This is a genomic window from Yinghuangia sp. ASG 101, assembly GCF_021165735.1.
GTDB lineage: Bacteria > Actinomycetota > Actinomycetes > Streptomycetales > Streptomycetaceae > Yinghuangia.
The window spans coordinates 6,400,425-6,423,797 of sequence record NZ_CP088911.1; the positions used below are offsets into that span (position 1 = coordinate 6,400,425).

General features: G+C 73.6%; 20 protein-coding genes. 8 read left to right on the plus strand and 12 right to left on the minus strand.

Annotated elements, in window-relative coordinates:
- Window positions 1-109: 109 nt before the first annotated feature.
- Entirely contained in the window at window positions 110-712 is a 603-nt protein-coding gene (locus LO772_RS27475; RefSeq protein ID WP_231774713.1) for a chaplin, read from the plus strand.
- Window positions 713-1,508: 796 nt separating this feature from the next.
- On the opposite strand, the gene LO772_RS27480 is transcribed toward LO772_RS27475, so the two are convergent.
- Complete coding sequence (locus LO772_RS27480) at window positions 1,509-1,694, minus strand: DUF5703 family protein (RefSeq protein WP_231774714.1); 186 nt, start codon at window positions 1,692-1,694, stop codon at window positions 1,509-1,511.
- 102 nt (window positions 1,695-1,796) lie between these two features.
- Between LO772_RS27480 and LO772_RS27485 the strand changes: the two genes are divergently transcribed.
- Window positions 1,797-2,429 (plus strand): hypothetical protein, encoded by a 633-nt coding sequence (locus LO772_RS27485; protein ID WP_231774715.1) that lies wholly within the window; start codon window positions 1,797-1,799, stop codon window positions 2,427-2,429.
- A 62-nt stretch (window positions 2,430-2,491) separates the two neighbouring features.
- Here the strand turns inward: LO772_RS27485 and LO772_RS27490 are convergent, their stop codons facing one another.
- Both LO772_RS27490 and LO772_RS27495 read right to left on the minus strand, forming a co-directional pair.
- Window positions 2,492-5,050 carry a helix-hairpin-helix domain-containing protein gene (locus LO772_RS27490; RefSeq protein ID WP_231774716.1) on the minus strand — a complete coding sequence of 853 codons (2,559 nt, stop codon included), beginning with the start codon at window positions 5,048-5,050 and terminating at the stop codon, window positions 2,492-2,494.
- Between the two features lie 378 nt (window positions 5,051-5,428).
- Entirely contained in the window at window positions 5,429-6,409 is a 981-nt protein-coding gene (locus LO772_RS27495) for an aldo/keto reductase (protein WP_231774717.1), read from the minus strand.
- A 172-nt stretch (window positions 6,410-6,581) separates the two neighbouring features.
- On the opposite strand from LO772_RS27495, the gene LO772_RS27500 reads away from it, so the two are divergent.
- A complete protein-coding gene (locus LO772_RS27500) occupies window positions 6,582-7,628 on the plus strand; it encodes an LLM class F420-dependent oxidoreductase (RefSeq protein WP_231779745.1) in 1,047 nt (348 codons plus the stop codon).
- A gap of 248 nt (window positions 7,629-7,876) precedes the next feature.
- Here the strand turns inward: LO772_RS27500 and LO772_RS27505 are convergent, their stop codons facing one another.
- Both LO772_RS27505 and corA read right to left on the minus strand, forming a co-directional pair.
- Window positions 7,877-8,500 (minus strand): hypothetical protein, encoded by a 624-nt coding sequence (locus LO772_RS27505; protein ID WP_231774718.1) that lies wholly within the window; start codon window positions 8,498-8,500, stop codon window positions 7,877-7,879.
- A 229-nt stretch (window positions 8,501-8,729) separates the two neighbouring features.
- Window positions 8,730-9,704, minus strand: coding sequence for a magnesium/cobalt transporter CorA (corA, locus tag LO772_RS27510; RefSeq protein WP_231774719.1), 975 nt, complete (start codon window positions 9,702-9,704; stop codon window positions 8,730-8,732).
- A 116-nt stretch (window positions 9,705-9,820) separates the two neighbouring features.
- On the opposite strand from corA, the gene LO772_RS27515 reads away from it, so the two are divergent.
- The 3 genes from LO772_RS27515 to LO772_RS27525 all read left to right on the plus strand — a co-directional run bounded on the left by LO772_RS27515 (window position 9,821) and on the right by LO772_RS27525 (window position 12,106).
- Complete coding sequence (locus LO772_RS27515) at window positions 9,821-10,558, plus strand: histidine phosphatase family protein (RefSeq protein WP_231774720.1); 738 nt, start codon at window positions 9,821-9,823, stop codon at window positions 10,556-10,558.
- A gap of 142 nt (window positions 10,559-10,700) precedes the next feature.
- Window positions 10,701-11,267: a DUF3090 domain-containing protein gene (locus LO772_RS27520; protein WP_231774721.1), complete on the plus strand. Its 567-nt coding sequence runs from the start codon at window positions 10,701-10,703 to the stop codon at window positions 11,265-11,267.
- Window positions 11,237-12,106: an SCO1664 family protein gene (locus LO772_RS27525; protein ID WP_443089475.1), complete on the plus strand. Its 870-nt coding sequence runs from the start codon at window positions 11,237-11,239 to the stop codon at window positions 12,104-12,106. Before LO772_RS27520 ends, LO772_RS27525 begins: the two co-directional genes overlap by 31 nt.
- 99 nt (window positions 12,107-12,205) lie before the next feature.
- On the opposite strand, the gene LO772_RS27530 is transcribed toward LO772_RS27525, so the two are convergent.
- Window positions 12,206-13,729: an MFS transporter gene (locus LO772_RS27530; protein WP_231774722.1), complete on the minus strand. Its 1,524-nt coding sequence runs from the start codon at window positions 13,727-13,729 to the stop codon at window positions 12,206-12,208.
- Window positions 13,730-13,801: 72 nt separating this feature from the next.
- Window positions 13,802-14,572, minus strand: coding sequence for a TetR/AcrR family transcriptional regulator (locus tag LO772_RS27535; protein ID WP_331717274.1), 771 nt, complete (start codon window positions 14,570-14,572; stop codon window positions 13,802-13,804).
- A 269-nt stretch (window positions 14,573-14,841) separates the two neighbouring features.
- On the opposite strand from LO772_RS27535, the gene mshC reads away from it, so the two are divergent.
- Complete coding sequence (mshC, locus tag LO772_RS27540) at window positions 14,842-16,068, plus strand: cysteine--1-D-myo-inosityl 2-amino-2-deoxy-alpha-D-glucopyranoside ligase (protein WP_231774723.1); 1,227 nt, start codon at window positions 14,842-14,844, stop codon at window positions 16,066-16,068.
- Window positions 16,069-16,306: 238 nt separating this feature from the next.
- On the opposite strand, the gene LO772_RS27545 is transcribed toward mshC, so the two are convergent.
- The gene (locus tag LO772_RS27545) at window positions 16,307-16,849 is read right to left on the minus strand and encodes a DUF6643 family protein (protein ID WP_231774724.1); all 543 of its coding nucleotides are present in this window, start codon (window positions 16,847-16,849) and stop codon (window positions 16,307-16,309) included.
- Between the two features lie 325 nt (window positions 16,850-17,174).
- Between LO772_RS27545 and LO772_RS27550 the strand changes: the two genes are divergently transcribed.
- A complete protein-coding gene (locus LO772_RS27550) occupies window positions 17,175-18,230 on the plus strand; it encodes an ADP-ribosylglycohydrolase family protein (RefSeq protein WP_231774725.1) in 1,056 nt (351 codons plus the stop codon).
- A 45-nt stretch (window positions 18,231-18,275) separates the two neighbouring features.
- Here the strand turns inward: LO772_RS27550 and LO772_RS27555 are convergent, their stop codons facing one another.
- Genes LO772_RS27555 through LO772_RS27570 form a run of 4 tightly spaced genes read right to left on the minus strand, consistent with a single transcriptional unit; the run spans window position 18,276 to window position 23,372 of the window.
- Window positions 18,276-19,475, minus strand: a complete 1,200-nt coding sequence (locus LO772_RS27555) for a DegT/DnrJ/EryC1/StrS family aminotransferase (RefSeq protein ID WP_231774726.1) — start codon at window positions 19,473-19,475, stop codon at window positions 18,276-18,278.
- Complete coding sequence (locus LO772_RS27560) at window positions 19,466-20,998, minus strand: hypothetical protein (protein WP_231774727.1); 1,533 nt, start codon at window positions 20,996-20,998, stop codon at window positions 19,466-19,468. The genes LO772_RS27555 and LO772_RS27560 overlap by 10 nt, the downstream gene beginning before the upstream one ends.
- Window positions 20,995-22,197 carry a GNAT family N-acetyltransferase gene (locus LO772_RS27565; RefSeq protein ID WP_231774728.1) on the minus strand — a complete coding sequence of 401 codons (1,203 nt, stop codon included), beginning with the start codon at window positions 22,195-22,197 and terminating at the stop codon, window positions 20,995-20,997. Before LO772_RS27565 ends, LO772_RS27560 begins: the two co-directional genes overlap by 4 nt.
- Entirely contained in the window at window positions 22,194-23,372 is a 1,179-nt protein-coding gene (locus LO772_RS27570) for a glycosyltransferase (protein WP_231774729.1), read from the minus strand. Before LO772_RS27570 ends, LO772_RS27565 begins: the two co-directional genes overlap by 4 nt.
- Window position 23,373: the final 1 nt, after the last annotated feature.

The window sequence follows — 23,373 nt, forward strand, 5'->3', positions numbered from 1 at the left end:
AACTGCGGCGAACGTGTGTAGCTGAGTGACCTGTGAGGGCCTGGCCCGGTTATTGCCGTCGCGGGGCAACAGCCCCGCCCCTCACACGGAAGACTCAGGGGAATCTCCTATGCAACAGCGTGCCAAAAAGGGGCTGTTGGTCGCCCTCGCGGCCTCGGGGGCACTCGCATCCGCTGCGGTTGGTACGGCCAACGCCGACAGCGGTGCGCAAGGGTCCGCGGTGGGTTCGCCGGGTGTTCTGTCCGGCAACAACGTGCAGATTCCTGTGCACGTTCCGGTCAACATCTGCGGCAACACCGTCAACGTTGTGGGACTGCTCAACCCGGCGTTCGGCAACAACTGCGCCAACGTCTCCGGGGTCCCCGACCACGAACCCCCCACGCCGCCCCACACCTCGAAGCCGCCCACGGAGCCGCCCACGACGACGAAGCCGCCCACCACCCACCCGCCGACGACCCACCCGCCGACGACCCAGCCGCCCAAGACGCCGCCCACCACGCACCCGCCCCACGACACCACCGGTGGCGGGAGCAACGGCGGCTGGGACAACGGCGGTTGGAACACCGGCGGTCACGAGGCCCCGTCCCACCCGAAGGGCGAACTGGCCCACACTGGCGCCTCCTCGACCACGCTGTTCCTGCTCCCCGCCGGCGCGGCGCTCCTGCTCGGCGGTGCGGTGCTGTACCGCCGGACGAGGACGTCCGGCAGCTGAACCCCGACGCGTCCGCGACCGCGGACCGTCGGTGACAGACATCGAAGGCCGCCACCCCTGCTCAGGGTGGCGGCCTTCGCCGGTGCGGGGACAGGGTTCGGGGCGGGGCGGCTCCGGGCCGTGCGGGGAGCGCGGCGGCGGCTTGCGCGGGGGAGTCGACGCGGGGCGCGGGCCTCGGTACGCGCGGGTGGTGCGGGAGCGCGGCGGGGGCTTGCGCGCGACCGCGCGGGGTCGCGTACGACGGCGGTGGCGCCGGGCGTGGAGGGGCTTTCGCGCGTTGGGGAGCCGGGCACGGGGTTCGGTGCAGGCGTGAGGCGCGGGGGCGTTGCCGCACCGTCGGATGCGCGGGGCCGGGCGGTCGTGCGGGGTTGGTACCGCTGTCGCGTGCGCGCCACGGCGGTGTGGGGGCGAGGGGCGGTCGCGCGGATCGACACGGGAGGCGGCGTTGTCGGGACGCCGCGCGCCAGCGGGCGTGGGGGCGCATCGGCGGTCGGAGGACACTCGGAGATCCCTCGGCCTGCCGTGCGCGCTCGCGCGAAGAGGGGCCGGGGGCCCGGCCGGTGTTTCGCGGAGGTGGCGGAGCCCTCGTCGGGAGGGGGAGAGCACGGTGAGGCGTCAGGGCCGTCCATCGAGAGCGGGCCTCGCAGGGCGGCAGGCGCCGTTCCGCCGCCTCGGCCGGGAGCCCGCCCTGCACGCGGGCGCTGCGGTCGAGGCGGCGGAATGAGGGGCACACACGTGCGTCACACGCGTCACACGTGCCGCGCCCGTGTCATCTCGTCGCGTTTTGCGATCTGCGTCACGTCAGCCTCAGCTGTCTGATGATGCGCCGCCGCAACAGCACTCTCCGGCTGCCGTCCCGGCGGAGCGTCAGCCGGTCCAACTCCCACAGTCCGTACTCCGCGTGCTCGGCCAGAATCCGGCGTGCGTCGCTGCGCGACGTGCCGCGCGGAAGGTGCAGCTGCTGAAACTCGTAGTCCGCCAATCGATCACTCCTGACTGTCCGAACCGCCGATTCGACAACGTGGCGGCATCCGGCATCGGAACCATTGTGCGCAACGGGGGCTGTTGCGGATAGCGTCATGCCATGACCGGTGTTGCACAGCCCACGCCCGAGCACGTACGAGCAGCCGCCGAGGCGTTGAAGTCGGCCGTCGACCGTCACCTGGCCGCCGTCGAGCGGCGCCAGGGTGAGAGCGACCCGGCCGTTTTCGCGGCGTACGACGAACTGGCGGGTCTCGCCGAGGCGTACGACGAGCTGCTGTACGACGTCTACGACGAAGTCACGCCCTTCGAGGTGCCGGACCGCTCCGAGACAGAGGAATACCTCGGCCCGGACAACCCCGACGCCGTCACCGTCCTCATCCGCCGCGATTACGTGGTCAAGGACTCCCTGGTCCTGCTCGACCACGCCCGGCGCGCGGACGCCGAATCGGAGGAGCCGGGCGAGGTCGGCGCCGGAGGGATCGAGACGACCTCGGCCGCGGTCGCGATGCTGTTCGACGTCTACGACCCGGACGAGATCGCCCAGCGCGCCGAGGAGATCGGCCTGGAGACGGGCGACTCGACGCTGTGGGTCACCGCGATCGAACCGGGCGAACCGGGCGAGTGGCTGGACGCGCCCTTCGACGAGGTGGATCCGCAATCGGTCATCTACCGCTTCGAGACCAGCACGGCCTACGAGGACGACCTGGAGTCCCTGGAGCAGGACCTCCGCTAGCCGCGCCCGGCGGTCTGCCGGGTCAGGTCAGGTCGGGGCGGGTCAGGTCGAGTCAGGTCGCGTCAGGTCGCGTCCGTCGGCTCCTCGGGGGAGCCGAGCATCTGGTCCGCGGCCTCGCGTACCGCCGCGACCAGCCGGGTCGTGCGGATGCTTTCGGGCGTGCGCGCGACGGCCCGGGGCAGCGTTCCGTCGGCCGGATAGACCACCGACAGGTGCCGCCGCGCCCGCGTGAAGGCGGTATAGACCAGCGCCCGCGTGACCAGGTCGCCGGCGTCGCCGGGCAGCACCGCGACCACGCCGGGCCGCCGCGTGCCGAGGGCCTGGCGTACGGTCACCGCCCAGCCGTGGCGCAGTTCGCCGAGCCGGGCGCGCGGCACGGTCTCCGGACGGTCGGGCGCGTCGCGGAACACGACGGCCAGTCCGTCCGGCACCGCGTCGACCACGCGGCCCTCGGCCGGCGCCTCCGCGCGCGGGCCCGGAACACGGACCACCCGGTCGCCGATGTCGAAGCCGGCGTAGCGCCCCGGGCCGGGGTTGAGGCGTTCCTTGAGCGCCGCGTTGAGCGCGGTCGCGCCGGCCCCGCCGCCCTCCGCCGGGGTGACGACCAGGACGTCGTCGGACGGGATGCCGAGCGCGCGCGGGATCGAGTCGGCGACCAGTTGGACGCATCGGTGCACCGCCTCGGCGGCGCCGCGTACGCCGACCAACACGACCTGCCGGTCCGGTGATTCCACCGGCGGCAGGGAACCGGCGCGAACGGCCGACACCAACTGGCCCAGCACGCCGGGACCTTGCTCCGACGACACCACGACGGGCACCACGCCGGACTCCCGCAGGTCCGCGAACACCCGGCCGGGCGCCGCCGGTTGCAACTCGTCGGGATCGCCGCACAGCACCACCCGGGCACCGTCCGGGACGCTCTCCAGCACGGCGGCGGCGCTCTGGACGTCGAGCAGGTGCGCGTCGCGGACGACGAGGAGGTCGGTGTCGAGCAGCCCGTCCACGCCGCGCGCGGGCCCTCCGCGGTCGCCGAACAGCCCGCGCGGCGTCGTCACGACCGGTCCGCCGTCACCGTCGCCGACCGCCGTGAGGAAGTCCCGTACGCGGGACGCTCCGTCGGCGGTCGGACACACGACGACGGCACGCGGTCCGAGCGCGCGGGCGAGGGCGAGGGGAGCCGAGGGCGGGTCCTCGCCGGCGCCCGGGACGTGGAGGACGACCCCGGACTCGGGCAACGCGGGTGACGGCACGGCCGTTTCGGGTGGTGGCGCGACCGTCGACAGCAGGCGCAGCACCGCCTCGGCGATGCTCTCCTCCGCGAGGGCGTGGCGTTCGAGGGCGACCGTCAGGTGGTCGGCGGGCGAGTCGAACGGGTGCCCGAAGCCGTCGTCGAACGCGCCCGGCTCGTCGAACGCGTCTGTCGCGTCGTCGTTTTCGTCCGCCACGGCGCTGTCGACGTCGTCCCCGGCGGCCGGGCGTTCGGCGAACGCCATGATGCGCCCGTTGTCGTACGCGGCCCGCAGCGCCCCGAACGCGTCGCGCACGCCCGCCTGTTCGAGCGCGCCGACCACCGAGGGCGCGCCGACCGCCGTATGCCCGTGGCCGGCGGCGCGGTGCAGGTGCCGGGTGATCAGGGCCTGGGTGCGCCGCGGGTCGTCGGGGTCGGGGCCGCCGACCGTGCCCTGGGCGAAGAGGTCCGCCTGCTGCGGTGAAAGGCCCGGCAGCGCCAGGAGGTTCCAGGGATTCTCGCGCAACAGGTCGGCGGCGTCCGGCCCGAGCGCCACGAGCGCCTGCTCGGCGAGTCGGACGGGAGCGCCGCCCGCGGCCAAGACCTCGCGTACGGCGTCGACGTCGGCGGCGTCGGGCTCGGCCTCCGCGTCGGGCCCGGACGAGTCGGCCGCGAAGCCGGCGGCATGGTGCGCGCCTTCGGGACGTCGCGGCGCGAACGGCGGGGCGTCGGCCGAACCGCCCGGCACGGCATCGGCACGCGGCACCTCGGGTTCGGCGGCCGGGGGCGCGTCGAGCACGGGGGCGGCCCACGCGGCGTCCGGGTCCCCGGCGAGGGTGCGTCGGGAGGCCTCCCGGGCGCCGTCGGGCGCGGTGGCCGGGGGCGCGGCGCGGCGCTCGGCGTCGGCCTCGCGCGGCTCCCGCGGTCGGCGCGGCGGCGCGACCTCGGTGCCCGAGGCGGCTTCGCCGCTCCGGGCGGCCGACGGCGGCGCGTCCAGGACGGGCAGCGCCCACCCGTCGCCCGGCCGGGAACCGCCCGCCGCGACGGGCGTGGGCGGCTCGTCGAGGCGCGACGGGGGAGCGTCCACGACCGGCAGCGCCCACTCCGACCCTCCCGGTGCGGAACGCCGCGCGGCCGACGGACCCGTGCCGCCCGCGGAACCCTGCGCCTGGCCGAGCACCGTCAACGCCTGCCACGCCGCCGCGAGTTCCTCGCGGCTCGAGGTCTCCGCGTCGCCGGCGGAGTTGGCCTTGTCGAGTGCCGCCAACGCCGCCCGCGCGGCGGCGAGCGCGTCGCCCGGCCGCTCGCTCGGCGCCGCGCCGCCGCGAACCGTACCCTCGGCCCCGCCGGACCGCGTGTCGCCGTCCATGCCGCCGTCCCCGCTCTCGTTCATGTCGTCGTTCTCATGCCAGTCGTCCGGCGGCCCTCGCACGGGGCCGCCGGCAGCATCCTGCCGCCGCCCCCCGACATTCGGCACCGCGGCCGACGTGCCGACGGCCGACGGGCGGCGGCGTGGCGGCGCCTCACGCCGGACCGCGAGGTCGCCGCGGTCGGTGTGCGAGCCGTCCCTCGCGGCGGGCCTCGGCCCGGACACCGCCCGGAATCCCGCTCACCCGGACCGTACGACGGCTGCCCGCCGCGGCGCGGCCGTCCCCCACCCGCGCGGCGCCCGGCCCTCCCCGACGGCCCCGTCCCGCCTGCCCCGCAAGCCCGGTGACGGCCGCGGCGCCCACCGGACCCGCCCGGCGGCCCTCCGCCCGCCCGATCCGCACTACGCCTGGCTCCAGTCGTGGTCCGGATAGCCCGTCAGCGGCGCCGAGACGTCGTCCAGGGCGTTGCGGATCTCCGCGGGCAGCGTCAGGGCCTCCGACGCCAGCGAGGAGCGCAGCTGTGCCGCCGTACGGGCGCCGACGATCGGGGCGACGACGCCCGGGCGGTCGCGGACCCAGGACAGCGCGACCTCTATGGCGGCCGAGCCGAGCCCGTCCGCTGCGGTCGCGAGGGCGTCGACGATGCGGCGCGAATCCGCGTCCAGATAGGCCGCGACGAACGGGCCCATGTCGTCCGACGCGCCGCGCGAGTCGGCCGGCATGCCGTGGCGGTATTTGCCGGTGAGGACGCCCCGGCCCAGCGGCGACCACGGCAGCAGGCCGACGCCCAGGTCCAGCGCCGCCGGCAGCACCTCGCGCTCGATTCCGCGCTGCAGCAGGGAGTACTCCATCTGCGCGCTCGCGATCACCACGCGACCCGGCGCGGCGAGCTGCCACGTCGCGGCTTTCGCGAGCTGCCAGCCGCAGAAGTTGGAGACGCCGACATACCGCGCGCGGCCCGACGAGACCGCGAGTTCGAGTGCGTGCAGCGTCTCGTCCAGCGGTGTCGCCGGGTCGTACGCGTGCAGCTGCCACAGGTCGACGTGGTCGGTGCCGAGCCGGGCGAGCGAGGCGTCGAGGGCTTGGAGGAGATGCGCGCGCGACCCGTCGAAACGTCGTTCGGTGTACGGGACGCTGGCCGCCTTGGTGGCGATGATCACCTCGGCGCGCGGGACGTAGCCGTCGAGGAGGCGGCCGAGCTGGTACTCCGCCTCGCCGTCGGCGTAGACGTCGGCGGTGTCGACGAGGTTTCCGCCCGCGTCGAGGAACGCTTTCATCTGTTCGGCGGCGTTCTGCTCGTCGGTGTCCCGCCCCCAGGTCATCGTTCCGAGGCCGATGCGGGAGACCCGCAGCCCGGTCCGGCCCAGATGTCGCTGCTCCATGGATCGGGAGACTAGCCGCTCGGGCGGAGCGGGCGCCGGTGGCGGGGCCGTACACAATAAGTGCGTCATGTGTTCGGCGATCAACGGCGCGCGGGACGTTACTGAACGGTAGTAATACCGGTAGTGTCCCGGAGAACATCCATCCAGCACTCGGAGGGGCGGCCCCATGGGTATGCGGCTCGGCATCAACCTCGGTTACTTCGGCGCCGGCAACGACGCCGACAACCTCGCGGTCGCCCAGGAGGCCGACCGGCTCGGCTACGCGGTCTGCTGGGCGGCCGAGGCGTACGGCTCCGACGCCGCGACGGTCCTGACCTGGGTCGCCGCCCAGACCGAGCACATCGACGTCGGCTCGGCGATCTTCCAGATCCCGGCCCGCACACCCGCGATGACCGCGATGACCGCCGCGACGCTCGACACGCTCTCCGGCGGCCGTTTCCGCCTGGGCCTGGGCGTGTCCGGCCCGCAGGTGTCCGAGGGCTGGTACGGCGTGCGCTTCGACAAGCCGCTCGCCCGCACCCGCGAGTACGTGGAGATCATCCGCAAGGCCATGCGCCGCGAACGCCTCGAACACCACGGCGAGCACTGGGACCTCCCGCTGCCCGGCGGCCCCGGGAAGCCCGTCAAGCTCATCGTGCACCCGGTCCGCGAGCACATCCCGCTCTACATCGCCGCGGTCGGGCCGAAGAACCTCGAACTCGCGGGGGAGATCGCGGACGGCTGGCTCGGCCTGTTCTTCGCCCCGGAGCAGGGCGAGGAGTCGCTGGCCCACGTGCGCGCCGGCCGCGCGAAGGCCGGGCTGACCCTCGACGGCTTCGACGTCGTGCCGACCGTGCCGGTCGTGCTCGGCGACGACCCCGTCAAGGCCGCGGACGCCGTGCGGGGCAACGCCGCGCTCTACATCGGCGGCATGGGCAGCCGCGAGCAGAACTTCTACAACCGGCTCGCGGTCCGCATGGGCTACGAGAAGGAGGCCGCCGAGATCCAGGACAAGTTCCTGGCGAAGGACTACGCCGGTGCCGAGCAGGCGGTGCCGTACGAGTTCCTGGACAAGACCGCGCTGCTCGGCACCAAGGAGCGCATCGCCGACCGCATGCACGCGTACGCGGACGCCGGAGTCACGACCCTGACGGTCACACCGACCGCGGAGACCCTGGACGGCCGCATCGCCACGCTGCGCACGGTGGTGGAGGCCCTGGAGGCCTCCGGCCGGGGCTGAGCGCCCGCGCCCCACGCCCGCGCCCCACGGCCGCGTCGCGCCGTGCCGCTCAAGGCCGTTCGTCGCGCCGCCCACGGATCTCCGGGGGCGGCGGGGCGGGACCACGCTTTCCGGCCCGCGCGTGCTCGACGCCCCACCGCGGAATCCCCCGGCGCGACGAGGCGAGGAACGGCCCGCACGGAGACCGCTCCTCGGCTCGTCCCCGTCTCGTCGTGATCGCGCGCCGCACGGTGCGTCGGCGCCCCCGGCTACCGCGGCCCCGGTACGCGCTCGGACACCGCGTGCGCGAACTCCAGAAGTCGGCGGATCTGCCCCGGCCCGCCGTCGTCGAGTGACTTGCTGAACCGGTACGCCTCCTGCCGGAACCGGCCCGTGGTGGTGCCCTCTTCGCCGCGGACGGTCGCGATCTCCTGCAGCGTCGGCGTGGCGAGGAACACGTACGCGCCGCGCGTCTCGCGGCCTCCGTCGGCGCCGGTGCCGACCAGCGTGCGTATGCCGACGTGCGACACCGAGCCGAGCGGGATCACCTGCACCGACGAGTCCAGCACGGTGCCGCCCGGCGCCGACGCGTCGGTCATGTCCTCGCTGTGCCACAGCACCAGGCGGTGGTCGTCGCAGACCGCCGCCTCTTGCCACACCGAGGTGCCGTTGGCGTTGATGTCGACGACGCGCTCCAGCGTGAACGCGCGCACGGGACGACGGCCCAACACCGCGCCCAGGGCCTCCAACGCGATGTCCGGATGCAACAGATAGGCGCGGACCGCGTCTTCGAGTTCACGGTGCGCGGACCAGTCGGACCCGGCGGCTCCCGAACTCGGAACCGCGGGCGGCTGCGTCCGCGACATCCGCTGCCTGCCCGGCCTGCCGAACATCCCCACCTGCTCTCCCCTGGCCTGAGTACCCGACCAGCCTAAGCGGGGAATCCGGCGACGGATGTCCGGGGCGGCGCCGACGGGATCACGAAAGGGTGCGCACCAACGCTTTACGGCCGGGGCGGGGGATCCGGTCAGCCCCGCCTCGGCCGTCACAGGAGTCAACGAGGACGCGGGGCGAAGGTTCCGGGGGAGCACCGAAATTCTCCGCGCCGGAATGTGGGTGAAGTCACAGCCATCCGTTGCGGCGGAAGAGCCGGTGCAGGACGAGACACACGACCACCATGACGATCAGGACCGCCGGATAACCCCACCATTGCCGAAGTTCCGGCATGTGCTTGAAGTTCATGCCGTAAATCCCGGCGAGCATGGTGGGCACCGCGGCCATCGCCGCCCATGCCGAGATCTTGCGCATGTCCTCGTTCTGCCGCACGCCGACCTGCGCGAGATTCGCGCTCAACACGTCGGACAGCAGGCGGTCGAACGCCTCCACCTGTTCGTTGACGCGCGCGAGATTGTCGCCGACGTCGCGGAAGAACGGCTGCGTCGCGGTCGGGACGTACAGCACGTCGCTGGTCGCCAGCCTGCGTATCGGGTCGGACAGCGGCTGCGCGGCCCGGCGGAACTCCAGGACCTCGCGCTTGAGCAGGTAAATGCGCTCGGTGTCGTTGTCGCGGTTCGTCGAGAAGACCCGGCCCTCCAACTCCTGGAGGTCCACCTCCAGTTCGGTGGCGACCGCGACGTACGCGTCGACGACCGCGTCGCACACCGCGTACATCACCGCCCCCGGGCCGTACCGCAGCACGTCGTCCTGCCGCTCAAGCCTCCGGCGCACGTCGGAGAGCGGGTTGGCGGTCCCGTGGCGCACCGTGACGATGAACGAGTCGCCCACGAAGATCATCAGCTCGCCGGTCTCCACCGCCGAGGACTCCTCGGTGTAGCGCAGGGTCTTGAGGACGACGAAGACCGAGTCCTCGTACAGGTCGAGCTTCGGGCGCTGGTGGGCGTGCAGCGCGTCCTCGACCGCGAGCGGGTGCAGGCCGAACTCGCTGGTCACCAGCTCGAATTCCTTCTCGGTGGGTTCGTGCAGCCCGATCCACAGGAAGGCGTCCCCCGACGCACGGGCCTCGTCCAGCGCGTCGGAGAAGTCGGCCGGCCCGGGTGTCCGGACGCCGTTGCGGTAGATGGCGCAGTCCACGATCACGCGGACATTGTGACGGTTCGGGCTCCGCGCGGGGAGCGCCCCGCCCGCGGCGCCCGGCGGGAACGGGACGGGTACGCGGCTCCCCGCCCCGCCGCCCGGCCCCGTACAGTGAACCGATGGCGACGCTGCTCCTGGTCCGGCACGGCCGGACCACCGCGAACTCCTCGGGCGTACTGGCCGGCTGGACCCCGGGGGTCCACCTCGACGAGAAGGGCCGCGAGCAGGCCGCATCGCTCGCGCGGCGCATCGCCGCGGTGCCGCTCGCCGCCGTCGTGTCGAGCCCGCTGGAGCGCTGCCGCGAGACGGCCGCCGAGATCGCCGCCGTACGCGAGGGCACCAAACTCGCGCTGGACGCCGGCGTGCAGGTCGACGACCGGGTCGGGGAGTGCCACTACGGCGACTGGACCGGCCAGGAGATCAAGAAGCTCGTCAAGGACCCGCTGTGGCCGGTGGTGCAGAACCATCCCAGCGCCGCGGTGTTCCCCGGCGAGGGCGGTGAGGCGCTGCGCGACACCCAGAACCGCGCGGTCGCCGCGGTCCGCGACTGGAACACGCGTCTGGAGGCCGAGCACGGCCCGGACGTGCGTTATCTGGTGTGCTCGCACGGGGACGTGGTCAAGGCCCTCGTCGCCGATGCACTCGGCCTGCACCTCGACCTCTTCCAGCGCATCGTCGTCGACCCGTGCTCGCTGACCGTGGTCCAGTACGGCCGCACGCGTCCGTTCGTCGCGCGCCTCAACGACACCGGCGGCGGCGTCGAGGGGCTGGCGTCCGCGCCGAAGCGGCGGCGGCGCGCGGCGAAAACGACCGCCTCCGACGACGCGGTGGTGGGCGGCGGAGCCGGGGCGCCGTAGGGTGCAGCGAGGAACCGACATGCCCGTCCGCGGTGACCCGCGCGACCGGGCGGAGCGCCACGCGATACGGTCGGGCGTTCTGTCGGATCCGTCGGCAAACCCCAAGTCCAGTCACCACCGCGAGTAGTACGGAGCCCAACTCGTGCCCCGCCAGGTCTTCCTCTACGACCCCCCGGACCGCTTCGTCGCAGGCACGGTCGGGGAGCCAGGGCAGCGCACCTTCTTCCTCCAGGCCGCCGCGGGAGGGCGCGTCACCAGCGTCGCGCTGGAGAAGGCCCAGGTCGCGGTGCTCGCCGAGCGCGTCGACGAACTGCTCGACGAGCTTGTCCGCCGCGCCGGCGGCGAGACGCCGGTCCCGGCCGTGGCGCCGCCCGACCTCGAGGACTCCGCGCCGCTGGAGGTGCCGATCCTGGAGGAGTTCCGGGTCGGCACGATGGCGCTCGCGTGGGACTCCGACGACGAACGGCTCGTCGTGGAGGCCCAGGCACAGGTTCCCGACGACGAGAACCCCGAGGACACGCTGCTCGGCGAGGACGACGAGGACGGCCCGCCGCTGCTGCGCGTGCGCCTGACCGGGCCGATGGCCCGCGCGTTCGCCAAGCGCGCCCTGCTCGTGGTCGCCGCCGGCCGGCCGCCGTGCCCGTTCTGCGGGCTGCCGATGGACGCCGACGGGCACATCTGCCCCCGCGCGAACGGATACCGCCGCTGAGCGCCGCACCGGGCCCGGCGGGCCGTGAGACCGCCCTCGACACCGATGCCGCCGAAGAGCTGCTGAGCCGCGGCGAGATCACCGTCGAGGGCCGGTTGACCGATGCCTCGAACGCGACGCTGTACTGCCGTATCGAGTTCGACGGTGTCGCCCGGGCGTGCGTGTGGAAGCCGGTCGCGGGCGAACGCCCGCTGTGGGACTTCCCCGACGGCACGCTCGCCGGGCGCGAGGTGGCGACGTACGCGCTGTCCGAGGCGACGGGGTGGGGCATCGTGCCGCCGACCGTGCTGCGGGAGGGGCCGTACGGAACCGGCATGTGCCAGCTGTGGATCGACGGCGAACCGGGCGGGGGGCTCGTCGACGTCCAGGAGGCCTCGGCTCCCGAGCCGGGCTGGCTGCCGATAGCCCAGGTCGCGGTCGACGACGGCGAAGGCGGCCACCGGCCCGCGCTGCTGGTGCACCGCGACAGCGAACCGCTGCGCCGCGTGGCGGTGTTCGACGCGGTCGTCAACAACGCGGACCGCAAGGGCGGGCATCTGCTGCCCGGCGCCGACGGCCACGTCTACGGCATCGACCACGGCATCTGCCTGCACACCGACGACAAGTTGCGCACGCTGCTGTGGGGTTGGGCGGGCGAGGGCCTTCCGGACGACGCGCTGGAGACGCTGCGGCGGCTCAGCACCGACCTCGGCAAGGATCTGGGCGCGGCGCTCGCGGCGCATCTGACGGCCGACGAGATCGCGGCGCTCGGCGCGCGGGTCGACGCGTTGGTGCGGACGCGCACGCACCCGGTGCCGACTCCCGGGCGGCGGCCCGCGGTGCCCTGGCCGCTGATCTGAGCCCGGCGGATCGCGCCGCCGCTCTGCCGCCCCCGTGACCTGTGAAGGCCCGGACTCCGGTGGGGAGTCCGGGCCTTCACGCGATGTCGGGAGGTGCCGTCAGCCGACGTGCACCGCGCGGGGCGCGCTGTCGTCCGCGGCGCCGCCCGTGTGCGGCACGGGCTTCGGGCGCGGCGTGTTCATCACGAAGCCGACCACCACCGCGGCACCCACGAGGATGCACGCCGCGTACACGGACGCCTGCGAGAAGCCCTCCACGAGCCCCGCGTGCACGACCTCCTGCGACGGTGTCCGGTCGCGCAGGTAGTCCGCCGTCGCGGTCGTCGCGATCGTGTTCAGCAGCGCGATGCCGATCGAACCGCCGACCTGCTGCGCGGTGTTGGCCATCGCGGACGCGATGCCGGAGTCCTCCGGCGCCACGTTGTGGGTCGCGTAGTTCATCGAGGTGGACATCACCAGGCCCATGCCCGCGCCCAGCAGCAGGACCGACGGCAGGGCGCCGCCCGCGTACGACGTGTCCACGTCCACGGTGGAGAGCGTGATCATGCCGGCCGCGGCGATCAGCAGGCCCGGCACGATCAGCAGGCGCGGCGGAACCCGGGGGATCAGGCGGGACGACAGCCCGCCCGCGACGACCACGACCGCCGCCGACATCGGCAGGAAGGCCAGGCCGGCCTTGACCGGCGAGTAGCCCTTGACCTCCTGGAAGTAGTAGGTGAGGAACAGGAAGACCCCGAACAGCGCGATGACGCCGAGCCCTATCGCCAGGTACGCGCCGCCGCGTGCGCGGTCGAGCGCGATCCGCAGGGGCAGCAGCGGCTGTTCGACGCGGGTCTGGACGTACACGAACGCGCCGAGCAGCACCAGGCCGGCGATCAGCAGGCCCACGACGGTCGCCGAGCCCCAGCCGTTCGACTCGGCCTCGCTCAGCCCGTACACGACCGCGAACAGGCCCGCGGTGGCCAGCAGGACGCCGGGGATGTCGAACCGTGCCCGGCCCTCCGCGCGCGTCTCGGTCAGGACCATGTAGGCGCCCGTGCCCGCGATCAGCGCCACCGGGAGGTTGACGTAGAAGCACCAGCGCCAGTCGAGGTATTCGGTCAGGAACCCGCCGAGGACGAGCCCCAGCGCGCTGCCGCCGCCCGCGATCGCGCCGAACACCCCGAACGCCGTGGCGCGTTCCTTCGGGTCGGTGAAGTTGACCGCCAGCAGCGACAGCGCGGCGGGCGCCAGCAGGGCCCCGAAGCACCCTTGCAGCGCGCGGGCGGCGAGCAGCAGGCCGAAGGTGTTCGCCGCGCCGCCCAGCGCCGAGGCGGCGGCGAAACCGATCAGGCCGATCATGAACGTGCGCTTGCGGCCCGTGTAGTCGGCGATCCGGCCGCCGAGCAGCAGCAGGCTGCCGAAGGCGAGGGTGTAGGCGGTGAGGACCCACTGCCTCGCGGAGTCGGAGACGTCGAGGTCCGTCTGGGCCGACGGCAGGGCGATGTTCACGATGGTCACGTCGATGATGACCATCAGTTGCGCGAGGGCGATGAAGGCGAGGGCCAGCCAGCGGCGCGGGTTGACCTCGGGGGTGGTGGGTGCGGGCGGTTGAGCGGGGTCTTTCGAAAGCGACGTGCTCATGGTGATCGCCTGCTTCGAGGAGTGGGTGGGTCGGTGGGTGGGGTGGGTCGGGGCCGTGGGGGAGCGGGTGCGTCAGGCGGGATCGCCCGGGGCCGCCGCGGTCGCCGGGCCGGGCGGCGGGTCGGCGTCGGACGGGGGTCCGGCCGCGGGCGGCGCGTCGGTCGGGGTGTCGGTCGGGGTGTCGGTCGGGGTGTCGGTCGGGGTACCGGCGTAACCGCCCACCCTCTCCCGGAACCTCGCGAAGTCGGCGAGGGTGACGACGGGGGCGGGCAGGACCGAGCGCGCCTCGCTGCCGGCCGCCCGCAGGCCGTCGAGGTAGATGTCCAGGTGCCGGTGGGCGATGTCGGTGTCCATCAGGAGTTTGGTGACCGCGGGCAGCGGCCGGCTCAGCCGCATCACCATGAGGGTGATGTCGCCGAACGCGACGTCCGGCCGGACCAGGCCCGCTTCCTGCGCCCGCTCCAGCATCGGCTGGAGCCGGTTGGCGACGTCGAGCCGTGCGCGGTCTATCTCGCCGTCGAACACCACGTGCCCGACGAGGGCGGGCAGCGTCGCGCCGATCTTGACGTCGAGTGCGGCGTGGGTGAACCGGCGCAACGCGTCGAACGCGTCGGTGCCTTCGGCGACCGCGGCCTCGGCGACCTCGGCCATGCGCCGGAAGGTGTCGACCACCACCGCCTGGATCAGGTCGTCGCGGTGCGGGAAGCGGCGGTAGAGCGTCGCGATGCCCACCCCCGCACGCCGGGCGATCTCGTCGAGCGGGGCGTCGGCCCCGGACTCGCTGAAGATGTCGCGGGCCGCGGCGATGATCGCCTGCCGGTTCCGCTCCGCGTCGGCGCGCATGCCTGTCTCCTTAGTCGGTGGCCCGTCCGTCGATGCTCCGCGACTCGCGGCGGGGGCGGCGTACGTGGGGCGCTGTCCTGGTGAGTCGATCAATTCTGCGCGGGCGCTCTCCTCCTCTCGACAGACGCGCGGGACGGATCAAGTGGATGAAGTTGCTCCACTTGGTCTCGACGATAGCAGTAGTGGAGGATATTTCTCCAGTATTGCGGGAAGGACGAATTCCGCCGCCCCACTCCGAGGCGTGCTCACCTGCCGTTACGCTCATAGGCATGTATGCCTGGCCTGCCCCCGAATTGCCCGTCCTGCCTGGTCAGGGCGCCTCCCCGCGCGTGTACGACAGCGCCGCGGGCGATCTTGTGACGACCGCCCCGGGGCCGGTGGCCCGGTTGTACGTCTGCGGCATCACGCCGTACGACGCGACACACATGGGGCACGCCGCGACGTACGTGGCCTTCGACCTGCTCCAGCGGGTATGGCGCGACGCCGGACACCGCGTGCATTACGTCCAGAACGTCACCGACGTCGACGACCCGCTCCTGGAGCGCGCCGCACGCGACGGCGAGGACTGGACCGAACTGGCGGTGCGCGAGACCACGCTGTTCCGCGAGGACATGACCGCCCTGCGCGTGCTTCCCCCCGACCACTACATCGGGGTCGTCGAGGCGATCGACCGCATCGTGCCGCTCGTGGTCGACCTGAAGGAGAAGGGCGCCGCCTACGACGTCGACGGCGACATCTACTTCTCGGTCGCCTCCGACCCGCGCTTCGGCGCCGTCTCCGGGCTGTCGCCCGACGACATGCTCAAGCTCTCGGCGGAACGCGGCGGCGACCCCGAGCGGCCGGGCAAGAAGAACCCGCTCGACCCGCTGCTGTGGCGCGCGGCCCGCGACGGCGAGCCGTCGTGGCCCAGCCCGCTCGGCCCCGGACGTCCCGGCTGGCACATCGAGTGCGTCGCGATCGCCGTCGACCACCTCGGCATGGCGTTCGACGTCCAGGGCGGTGGCTCGGACCTGGTGTTCCCGCACCACGAGATGGGCGCGTCACACGCCCAGGTGGCCACCGGCGAGGCTCCGTACGCGAAGGCCTATGTGCACGCCGGCATGGTCGGCCTCGACGGCGAGAAGATGTCGAAGTCGCGCGGCAACCTCGTCTTCGTGTCCGCGCTGCGCCGGGCCGGCGTCGAGCCGATGGCGATGCGGCTCGCGCTGCTCGCCCACCACTACCGGAGCGACTGGGAGTGGACGGACGACGTCCTCACCGCCGCGCAGGACCGGCTGGACCGCTGGCGCGCCGCGGTCTCCCGGCCCGACGGACCGCCCGCCGACGCCTTGCTGGCCGCGCTGCGCGAACGCCTGGCCGACGACCTCGACGCCCCCGGCGCCCTCGCCGCGATGGACGCCTGGGCGGCGACCCAGAGCACCGGCGGCGGAACCGACGCAGGCGCGCCGGGCGTGGCCTCGCGCGCGGTGGACGCGCTGCTCGGGGTGGCGCTCTGAACAAGCCCTGGGGGAACGGCTCGGAGGCGGCGCCGGGGGGCGGCCCGGCCCGCTGACCCGGCCTCGGAATACGTGCGACGGCAGCCGAGCGTGCTCGGCTGCCGCGGGAGTGCGATCGTCGGGCCCTCCGCCTCGGCGGCGACCCGGCCCGGTACGACACACGCCACGGGGCACCGCCGTGCGCGGATGGTCGGGACAACCCGAACGGCGTAGTCGCGGTGCCGCCGTACCGGTCGGATCAGTACCGGTCCTGGAAGCCGCCCGGGTCGGGACGGCCGGGGATGCGCGGCGGGGGGACCTGGCCCGTGTACTGCTGCGGCGGGCTGGGCGCGGGGCGGTAGCCCTGCGGGGCACCGGGAGCCGGGCGGTAGCCCTGCGGCAGCGGCTGCGCGTACTGCTGCGGAGGAGCCGGTGCGTACTGGCCCTGCGCGCCGTACCCGGCACCGTAGTTGCCGTTCGGAGCCGGCGAAGGCGCCTGCTGGGCACCGGAATACGGCACCGGGGCAGCCGCGTAACCGCCGGTCGAGGCGCTCGGCGACGGGCTCGAATACGACGAACCCCCGTACGAGGAACCGGAGTACGACGAAGGAAGCGCGGGCAGCGCCGGCAGCGCCGGACGGTCGCCGAAACGCGAGTAGTGGCCGAGCCCGGTGAAGTCCGGCACGGGCACATGCATGGGTCCGATCTCCGGGCGGCCTCGCTCGGCCACCAGACGGTCGTAGATCGGGGTCTCCGAATACGGCGAATAGAAGCCGCCGTCAAAGGCTCGAGCCGAGGTCATGGGCGCTAAGGTACGCGATTCCCGGCCGTTGCGAACCCCCTTGGCGCCGTCGAATTTCCGGGTTACCCGTTGCTTTTGCGCCAAGGCCCCGAACGGCCGCCCTCCCCGGCAACGTGCGCGTAACTTAAGGCGGGTGGCATGGGTGGATTACATCCGATTGGGGCGGTTGGCGTACGCGTGTGCGACGAAGTTGTGGCCATTACGCCATCCGAGGCGCATGATGGCTGCCTGCTCCGCGGCACCCGCCAGGTGACCGGAGGCAACCGGAAGTGACAGCCGTGATTCCGCCGGGCACACATGACCCCACCCGAAGGGGAGTGACGCCGTGCGACGTGAACGAGCAGAAACCCGGCCCCACGGCCGGTCGGACGAGGACCCGCCGCGCCGGAGCCGGCCGCCCGAAGGCCGCCGCGAGCCGGCCGACGACGCCGCGATCGACGCCGGTCTCCCGCCGTGCGGCCCCGCCGAACCACCGCCGCCCGACGACGTGCTCCTCGACCGCATCCGGGGCGGGTGGCTCGGGCGCTGCGGCGCGGCGCGGTCGCCCGGCGCGGCCGACCGCGGCGACACCGTCGACCGGGCGGTCCTGACGCTGCGCCTGCTGGAGACGTACGGGCCCGGATTCACCCACGAGCAGATGGCCTCGCTGTGGCTGCCGGCGCTGCCGTTCCTGCGGGCGGGGGGTGCCGAGCGGGCGGCGTACCGCCTGCTCGTCGAGGGCGGCCTGCCGCCCTGGCCGAGCGGTGCCGACGGCGGGCCCGAGCCGTGCCAGGAGGCGGGCGACGCGCTGCCGCGCGCCGACCTCTACGGCTACATCGCCCCCGGCGACCCGCGGCGCGCGGCGCGGCTGGCCCGCAAGGACGCGCAACTGTCGCACGCCGCCGACGGCCTGTACGCCGCGATGTGGGTCGCGGCCCTCGCCTCGGCCGCGTTCACCGCGCGCGACGCCGAGGAGGCGGTCGCGGTGTCGCTGCGGCACATCCCCGTGCGCTCGCGCCTCTCCGACGCGCTGTGCGACGTGCTGGTGGCCTCCGCACGGGCACGGCCGTGGGCGGAGGTCGCCGCCGACATCCACCGCGCGCACGGCCGCTTCGGGGAGCACCACGCGGTCGGCAATGCGTGCCTGATCGCCGCCGCGCTGCTGTGGGGCCGGGACGACTGGGGACGCAGCGTCGCGCTGGCCGCGGAGGACGGCTGGGACACCCGCGTCGACACGGCGGTCGCCGGGTCCGTCGCGGGCGTCCTGGCCGGCACCGCGGGCATCCCGGCGGAACACCGCGGCGCCGCCGCCGACCGCGTCCACACGGCGGTACCGGACGCGGGAGAGTGCCGCATCACGGACCTGGCGGCACGCACCTACGCACTGGCACACGGGCGCTGAACCGACCCCGGGGCGAGCCGGGGCCCGTGGTCGCCCCCGTCGTGCTCAGAGCTTTGTCGCGTGCTCCTGGATCCGTGCGACCGCGTCGGCGACGCGCAGGATCGTCGGCTCGTCCATGTGCGACCAGAGCGGGACCGTGAGCACCCGCTCGGCCATCTCCTCCGTCACCGGGAGACGCACCGGTTCACCCGTGCGGGCGTACGCCTTCTGGGTGTGCACCGCCGGGTGGAAGTAGCGGCGCGAGTCGATGCCCTCGGCGCGCAGGGCCTCCGCGAGCCTCGGGACGTCGCAGCCGAACGCGGTCGGGTCGACGATCAGCGTGAGGTCCTTCCACGTCGAGGTGTCGCCCTTGGCGAGCGCCGGGAGCCGTACGCCGGGCAGGCCCGCGATCCGGGCCGCGAACGCCGCCGCGAGCGCGCCCCGGTGCGCGACGCGTTGCGGGAGCGTCCGCAGGGACACCAGGGCCAGCGCGGCGTGCAGCTCGGACATCCGCGCGTTGAGGCCGGGGAAGAGGCAGTCGTAGTCGCCCGGGTTGCCGTAGCCGCGTCCGAGGCGGATCCGCTCCGCGAGCGCCGCGTCCCGGGTGGCGACCAGGCCCCCTTCGGCGGCCACGACGACCTTGGTCGGGCTCAGGCTGAACACCTCGGCGGCGCCGAACCCGCCGACGGGCACCCCGCCCCGGCGGCTGCCGAACGCGTGCGCGGCGTCGTACAGCAGCGGCACGCCCCGGGCGTCGGCGACGGCCCGCAGGCCCTCGACGTCGCACGGTGTGCCGTACACGTGGGTCGCCATGAGTGCACCCGTCCCCGGGCCGGCCGCGGCGGTGGCCGCCGCCGGGTCCAGGGTCAGCGTGTCCGGGGCGATCTCGGCGAAGACCGGTTCGCCGCCCGCCCAGTGCGCCGCGTGCGCGGTCGCCGAGAACGTGAAGCTCGGCATCACCACGCGCCGCCCCGCGACGCCGAGTGCCTGGAGGGCCAGCATCAGGCCGCTTGTGCAGCTGGAAACCGCGACGACGTGCGGGACGTCCAGCATCGCGGCGGCGGCCTCCTCCAACGCGCGGACCGTGCCGCCGTCCGTCAGCTGCCCGCTGTCCAGGATCGCGTCGAACCGCCGCGCCAACTCGTCCCTGTCGGGCACGCGCACGCGGGTCAGCGGCAGCCCCTCCGGAAAGGCCGGGCTCCCCCCGAGCACCGCCGGAACCGCCGCCTCGCGGGCAACGCCGCCCGCACCTTCCGTCACCGCCATCGCGGATCCCCCCTCCCTGCGGCCGGGACGTCGGCCCCGGCCGGATCGGTCGTTGCCGTAACGCCCGGCGGCCCGGCCGCGGACGGGCCCGGCGCGGGCCCGGCCCCCGCCACCGCCGCCGGCTTCGCGACCGCGGGTGCCCGGGTCCTCGCCGGGCCTCCGCGGCGCCGCCGCGCCCCCCGCCCGTCCGGCGACTCCCCTCCGCCGGGTTTGGGGACCGCCAGCAGGACGAGCACGAACGGGAACACCTGCACCCGCTCCCGGGTCAGGATCCCGAAGTTCTTGATGTTGGCGAACGCCATCGCGAAGACCAGCACGTACACCAGCGCGAACGCCAGGTACGGCCGTCTGACCAACAGGCCCGGCAGGTGCCGCAGCCGGGCCAGCGAGGTGACCACCAGGGCCATCAGCAGCACGCCTTCGAGGGACGCCAGCAGTGCCTGCATGTTGTGCACCTCGAACGGAAACGGCCGGAACAGCACCGTCATCAGCGACTGCGGCAGGTGCTCGGGCGCGATCACGCTCGACTGCTCGACGGTCTGCTGCCCGGAGCCCCCCTGCGCGGTCAGCGTCTGCGTGCGGTTGACCACCTCCGTCGCCGAGGTCGCGCTCAGGTCGTTCGTCCCGAAGAACTTGCCGACCTGCTTCAGCGCGACCACCGCGCCCGCCCCCAGCACCACCGCGCCCACCGCCGCCCGCACGGGGCCGAGGGCGGACACCTGCCGCGGTCTGCTCCGCAGCAGGTAGCCGACGATCAGACCGCACATGACCAGCACCGTCACGTGCGGCCGGACCATGGTGGTGCCGGTCATGCCGAGCAGCAGGAAGAGGTACGCGCCGCGCCGCCGCACCAGCAGCAGCGCGCAGCCGTACGCGCACAGCCCCAGCGTGAACAGCATCCAGGTGTCCTTGCCGATCCCCGACGGCCAGAACAACAGCGAGGGGAGAAAGAACAGCAGCTTGGAATACCGCTTCCGATCACCGTCCGGATACGCGATCGTGAACGCACGCCAGCACAGATAAAGGCCCCAGAAACCCAACCACGAATACACCAGGTAGCCGGAAAGAATCGATTGTCCGACGAATGCGTAAACGATCCCGGTCAGGATGATGATGAATCCGGTGCCGATGACCTTGCGGCCGATATCGACGGTGAAGTCGCCGTCGCGGAAGAAGACCGCCAGCGCACGGCCTCGTTCGTCGTACATCGCGGCATCCGCGGTGCCGCCGTACAAATGGAACGACATCCAGTAGCGCGCGAAGCAGGCCACCAGTTTCGCGACCAGCGCCCACACGACGATCTTCCGGAACCACGGGTCGTCATCGCGGGTCAGCCGCTCCAGGACCGGGATGCTCAGCGTCAGCAGCAGCGGGAAGACGATCAGCGCGCCCCACATGTCGTACGCGCGGTTGTCCATCGCCCACGCGAACACCGCGACGTACGCGCCGACCAGGCCCGTCGCGACGATGCCGCTCCACGGGACCCTGGGCCGGCGGAACCGCGGCAGCGTGGTACCGCTCAAAAGACCTCCAGGTCACCCAAGGCCAGATGCCAGGAGTTCAGCGTCAACGGCTCCAGGCCGGGTCGCAGTGGACGCAGTGGCCTGGCCACCATGAGCATGCCGGTGCGCGGCGGCGTCGCGTAGCCCGCGTAGCGCGCGGCCCGCGACGCGTCCGAGCCGGGCGTCAGGTGGGTCGCGACGTGGTCGCAGCCGGACAGCCCGGCCGCCGACAGGAGCCGCCGCGCGGTCATCCGGTCGCCCGGGCGGATCAGCAGCTGCGACAGCGTGAACTCCGCCAACGGCCCCCGCATGCGCGGCCGTCCGAACGCCACACCGTCCAGCCTGCCCTGCCGGTAGGCCGCGATCACCCGGTAGTCGAGACCGGGGGCCGCCTCGTAGCGCCAGCGCAGGTACGCCTCGGTCACGGGGGTGCGCATCCGGTCCGGCCACAGCGCGGCGTCCGCGGACTCGGCGTCGTCGATCAGCTCGTCCAGGCCGTTCCGGGCCGCCGGGTCCGCGAAGAACTGACGCACCGTCGGAAACCGGCAGCGGATCGACGAGTCGTCCGCGGTGGCCCGGGGCAGCTCGCTGATGTCGGGCAGGGACGTGACGGATGCCGTCGCGGACGAGCCGGACGCGTACGAACTGCTCACCGCGCCCCGGCCTTTCGTCCGCGCGAAGTCGGTCGACGTGAGCGCCTTCTCCTTCTCCGGGGCGCCCGACCGCAGTTCGCGCAGGCCCTTGGCGAACGCCAGCGGCCTGATCGGGTGCAGGGCGATCGGGACCTTGCCCACCTCGTGCCAGCCCAGCCGGAGGTACCCCGGAAGGCTGTTCGCGTTGGGCGTGTTGAACACCAGGTCGGTGTCCCGCGCGACCCGGTCGAGCAACTCCCGCGTCAGCGCGGTGAACAGGCCCCGGCCCTGCCACGACGGGTGGGTCGCCGTGTCGACCGCCCGAACCGCGCGCACCGTTTCGCCCTGGTGTACGAACTCCCAGCGCAGGAACAGGCGTACGGCCACGATCGAGCCGTCGGGGGCCTCGGCGACCAGGCCCGGGCTGCTCCCGAAGGGGTTGTCGCGGTGCTTCCAGTCGAAGAACTCCTGGGTGCGCTCACCCGTCGGCCCGCCGGCGAGGGCCGTGCCCAGGAGGTCCAGCACGGCCGGCTCGTCGTCCTTCGCCAACTCTCTGACCAGGACGCCGCCTTCGTATTGGTTGGTCATAGCGCCAATACCTCCCGGTACACGTCCTCGATTCGCGCCTGCGCACCCGCGACGTCGAACGTCCGCGAGCGCAGCCGCGCCGCTTGGCCCCAAGCCCCGCGCAGCGCCGGGTCGGCGGCTGCCTCCGCGAGAGCCGCCGCGAACGCGGCGGGGTCCCCCGAGCGTACGACGCGGCCCTCCACGCCGTCAGTCACGATCTCCGGCATGCCGCCGACATCCGTGACCACGACGGGCAGGCCCGTGGCCATCGCCTCCATCAACGCGACCGGCAGGCCTTCCTGCCGCGAACCCAGGGCGAAAACATCGAAACCGGGCAGCAGTTCGGGGACGTCGCCGCGCGAGCCGGTGAACACCACCGAACCGGCGAGGTCGGGGCGCGAGGCCCGCTCACGCAACGCCGCCTCCAGCGGTCCGAGCCCCACCAGCACGATGCGGGCCCCCGGTTCGGTGCGGCGCAGCAGGGCGTGGGCCTCCAGGAGTCCCGCGTGGTCTTTCTTGGGCGTGAAGTTCGCGACGACGCCGTAGGCGAACCCGTCCGGATCCAGGTCGAGCAGGCGGCGCGCCCGTTCGCGCGCGCCCGCCCCGGGGAGGACGCCGCCCAGGTCCGGGCCGTGGTAGATCACGCGCAGCGGCGCGACCCCGGCACGGCCGCGCGGCAACCGCGCCGGATCGATGGTGCCGGCGACCGCGCGCGAGACCGCGATGACCGCGGAATTGCGGTGGTACGTCCAGGAGTTCGCGAGGCGGGTCGGCGCGCGGTAGCGGTGCCACAGGTTGTGCTCGGTGTGGACGAGCACCGTGCCGCGTGCCAGCACCCGGGCCGCGACGGCCGGGACGGGCATGTGCGTGTGGACCAGGTCGTAGCCGCGGGCGGTGACCAGGCGGCGCAGCCGCAGCGGCCAGGCGCGGTCGGCCCGGTCGGGTGCGCCGCCGTCGGCCCGTCGGCCCCGGACGGTCCGATCCGAGGGCGGCGGGCGGTCGCCGAGGCAGTGCACGGTCACCCCCGCCTCGCGCAGATCGGGGACGAGCGCGTCCTTCCACGGCAGGACGTACGCGACCTCGACATCGAAGCGTGTGCGGTCGACGTGCCGCGCACCATTGACGAGCAACTGCTCGGCGCCGCCGCGCCCGAGGCCTTTGGTGAGCCACAACACGCGCGTTCTGGGGGGGCTCACG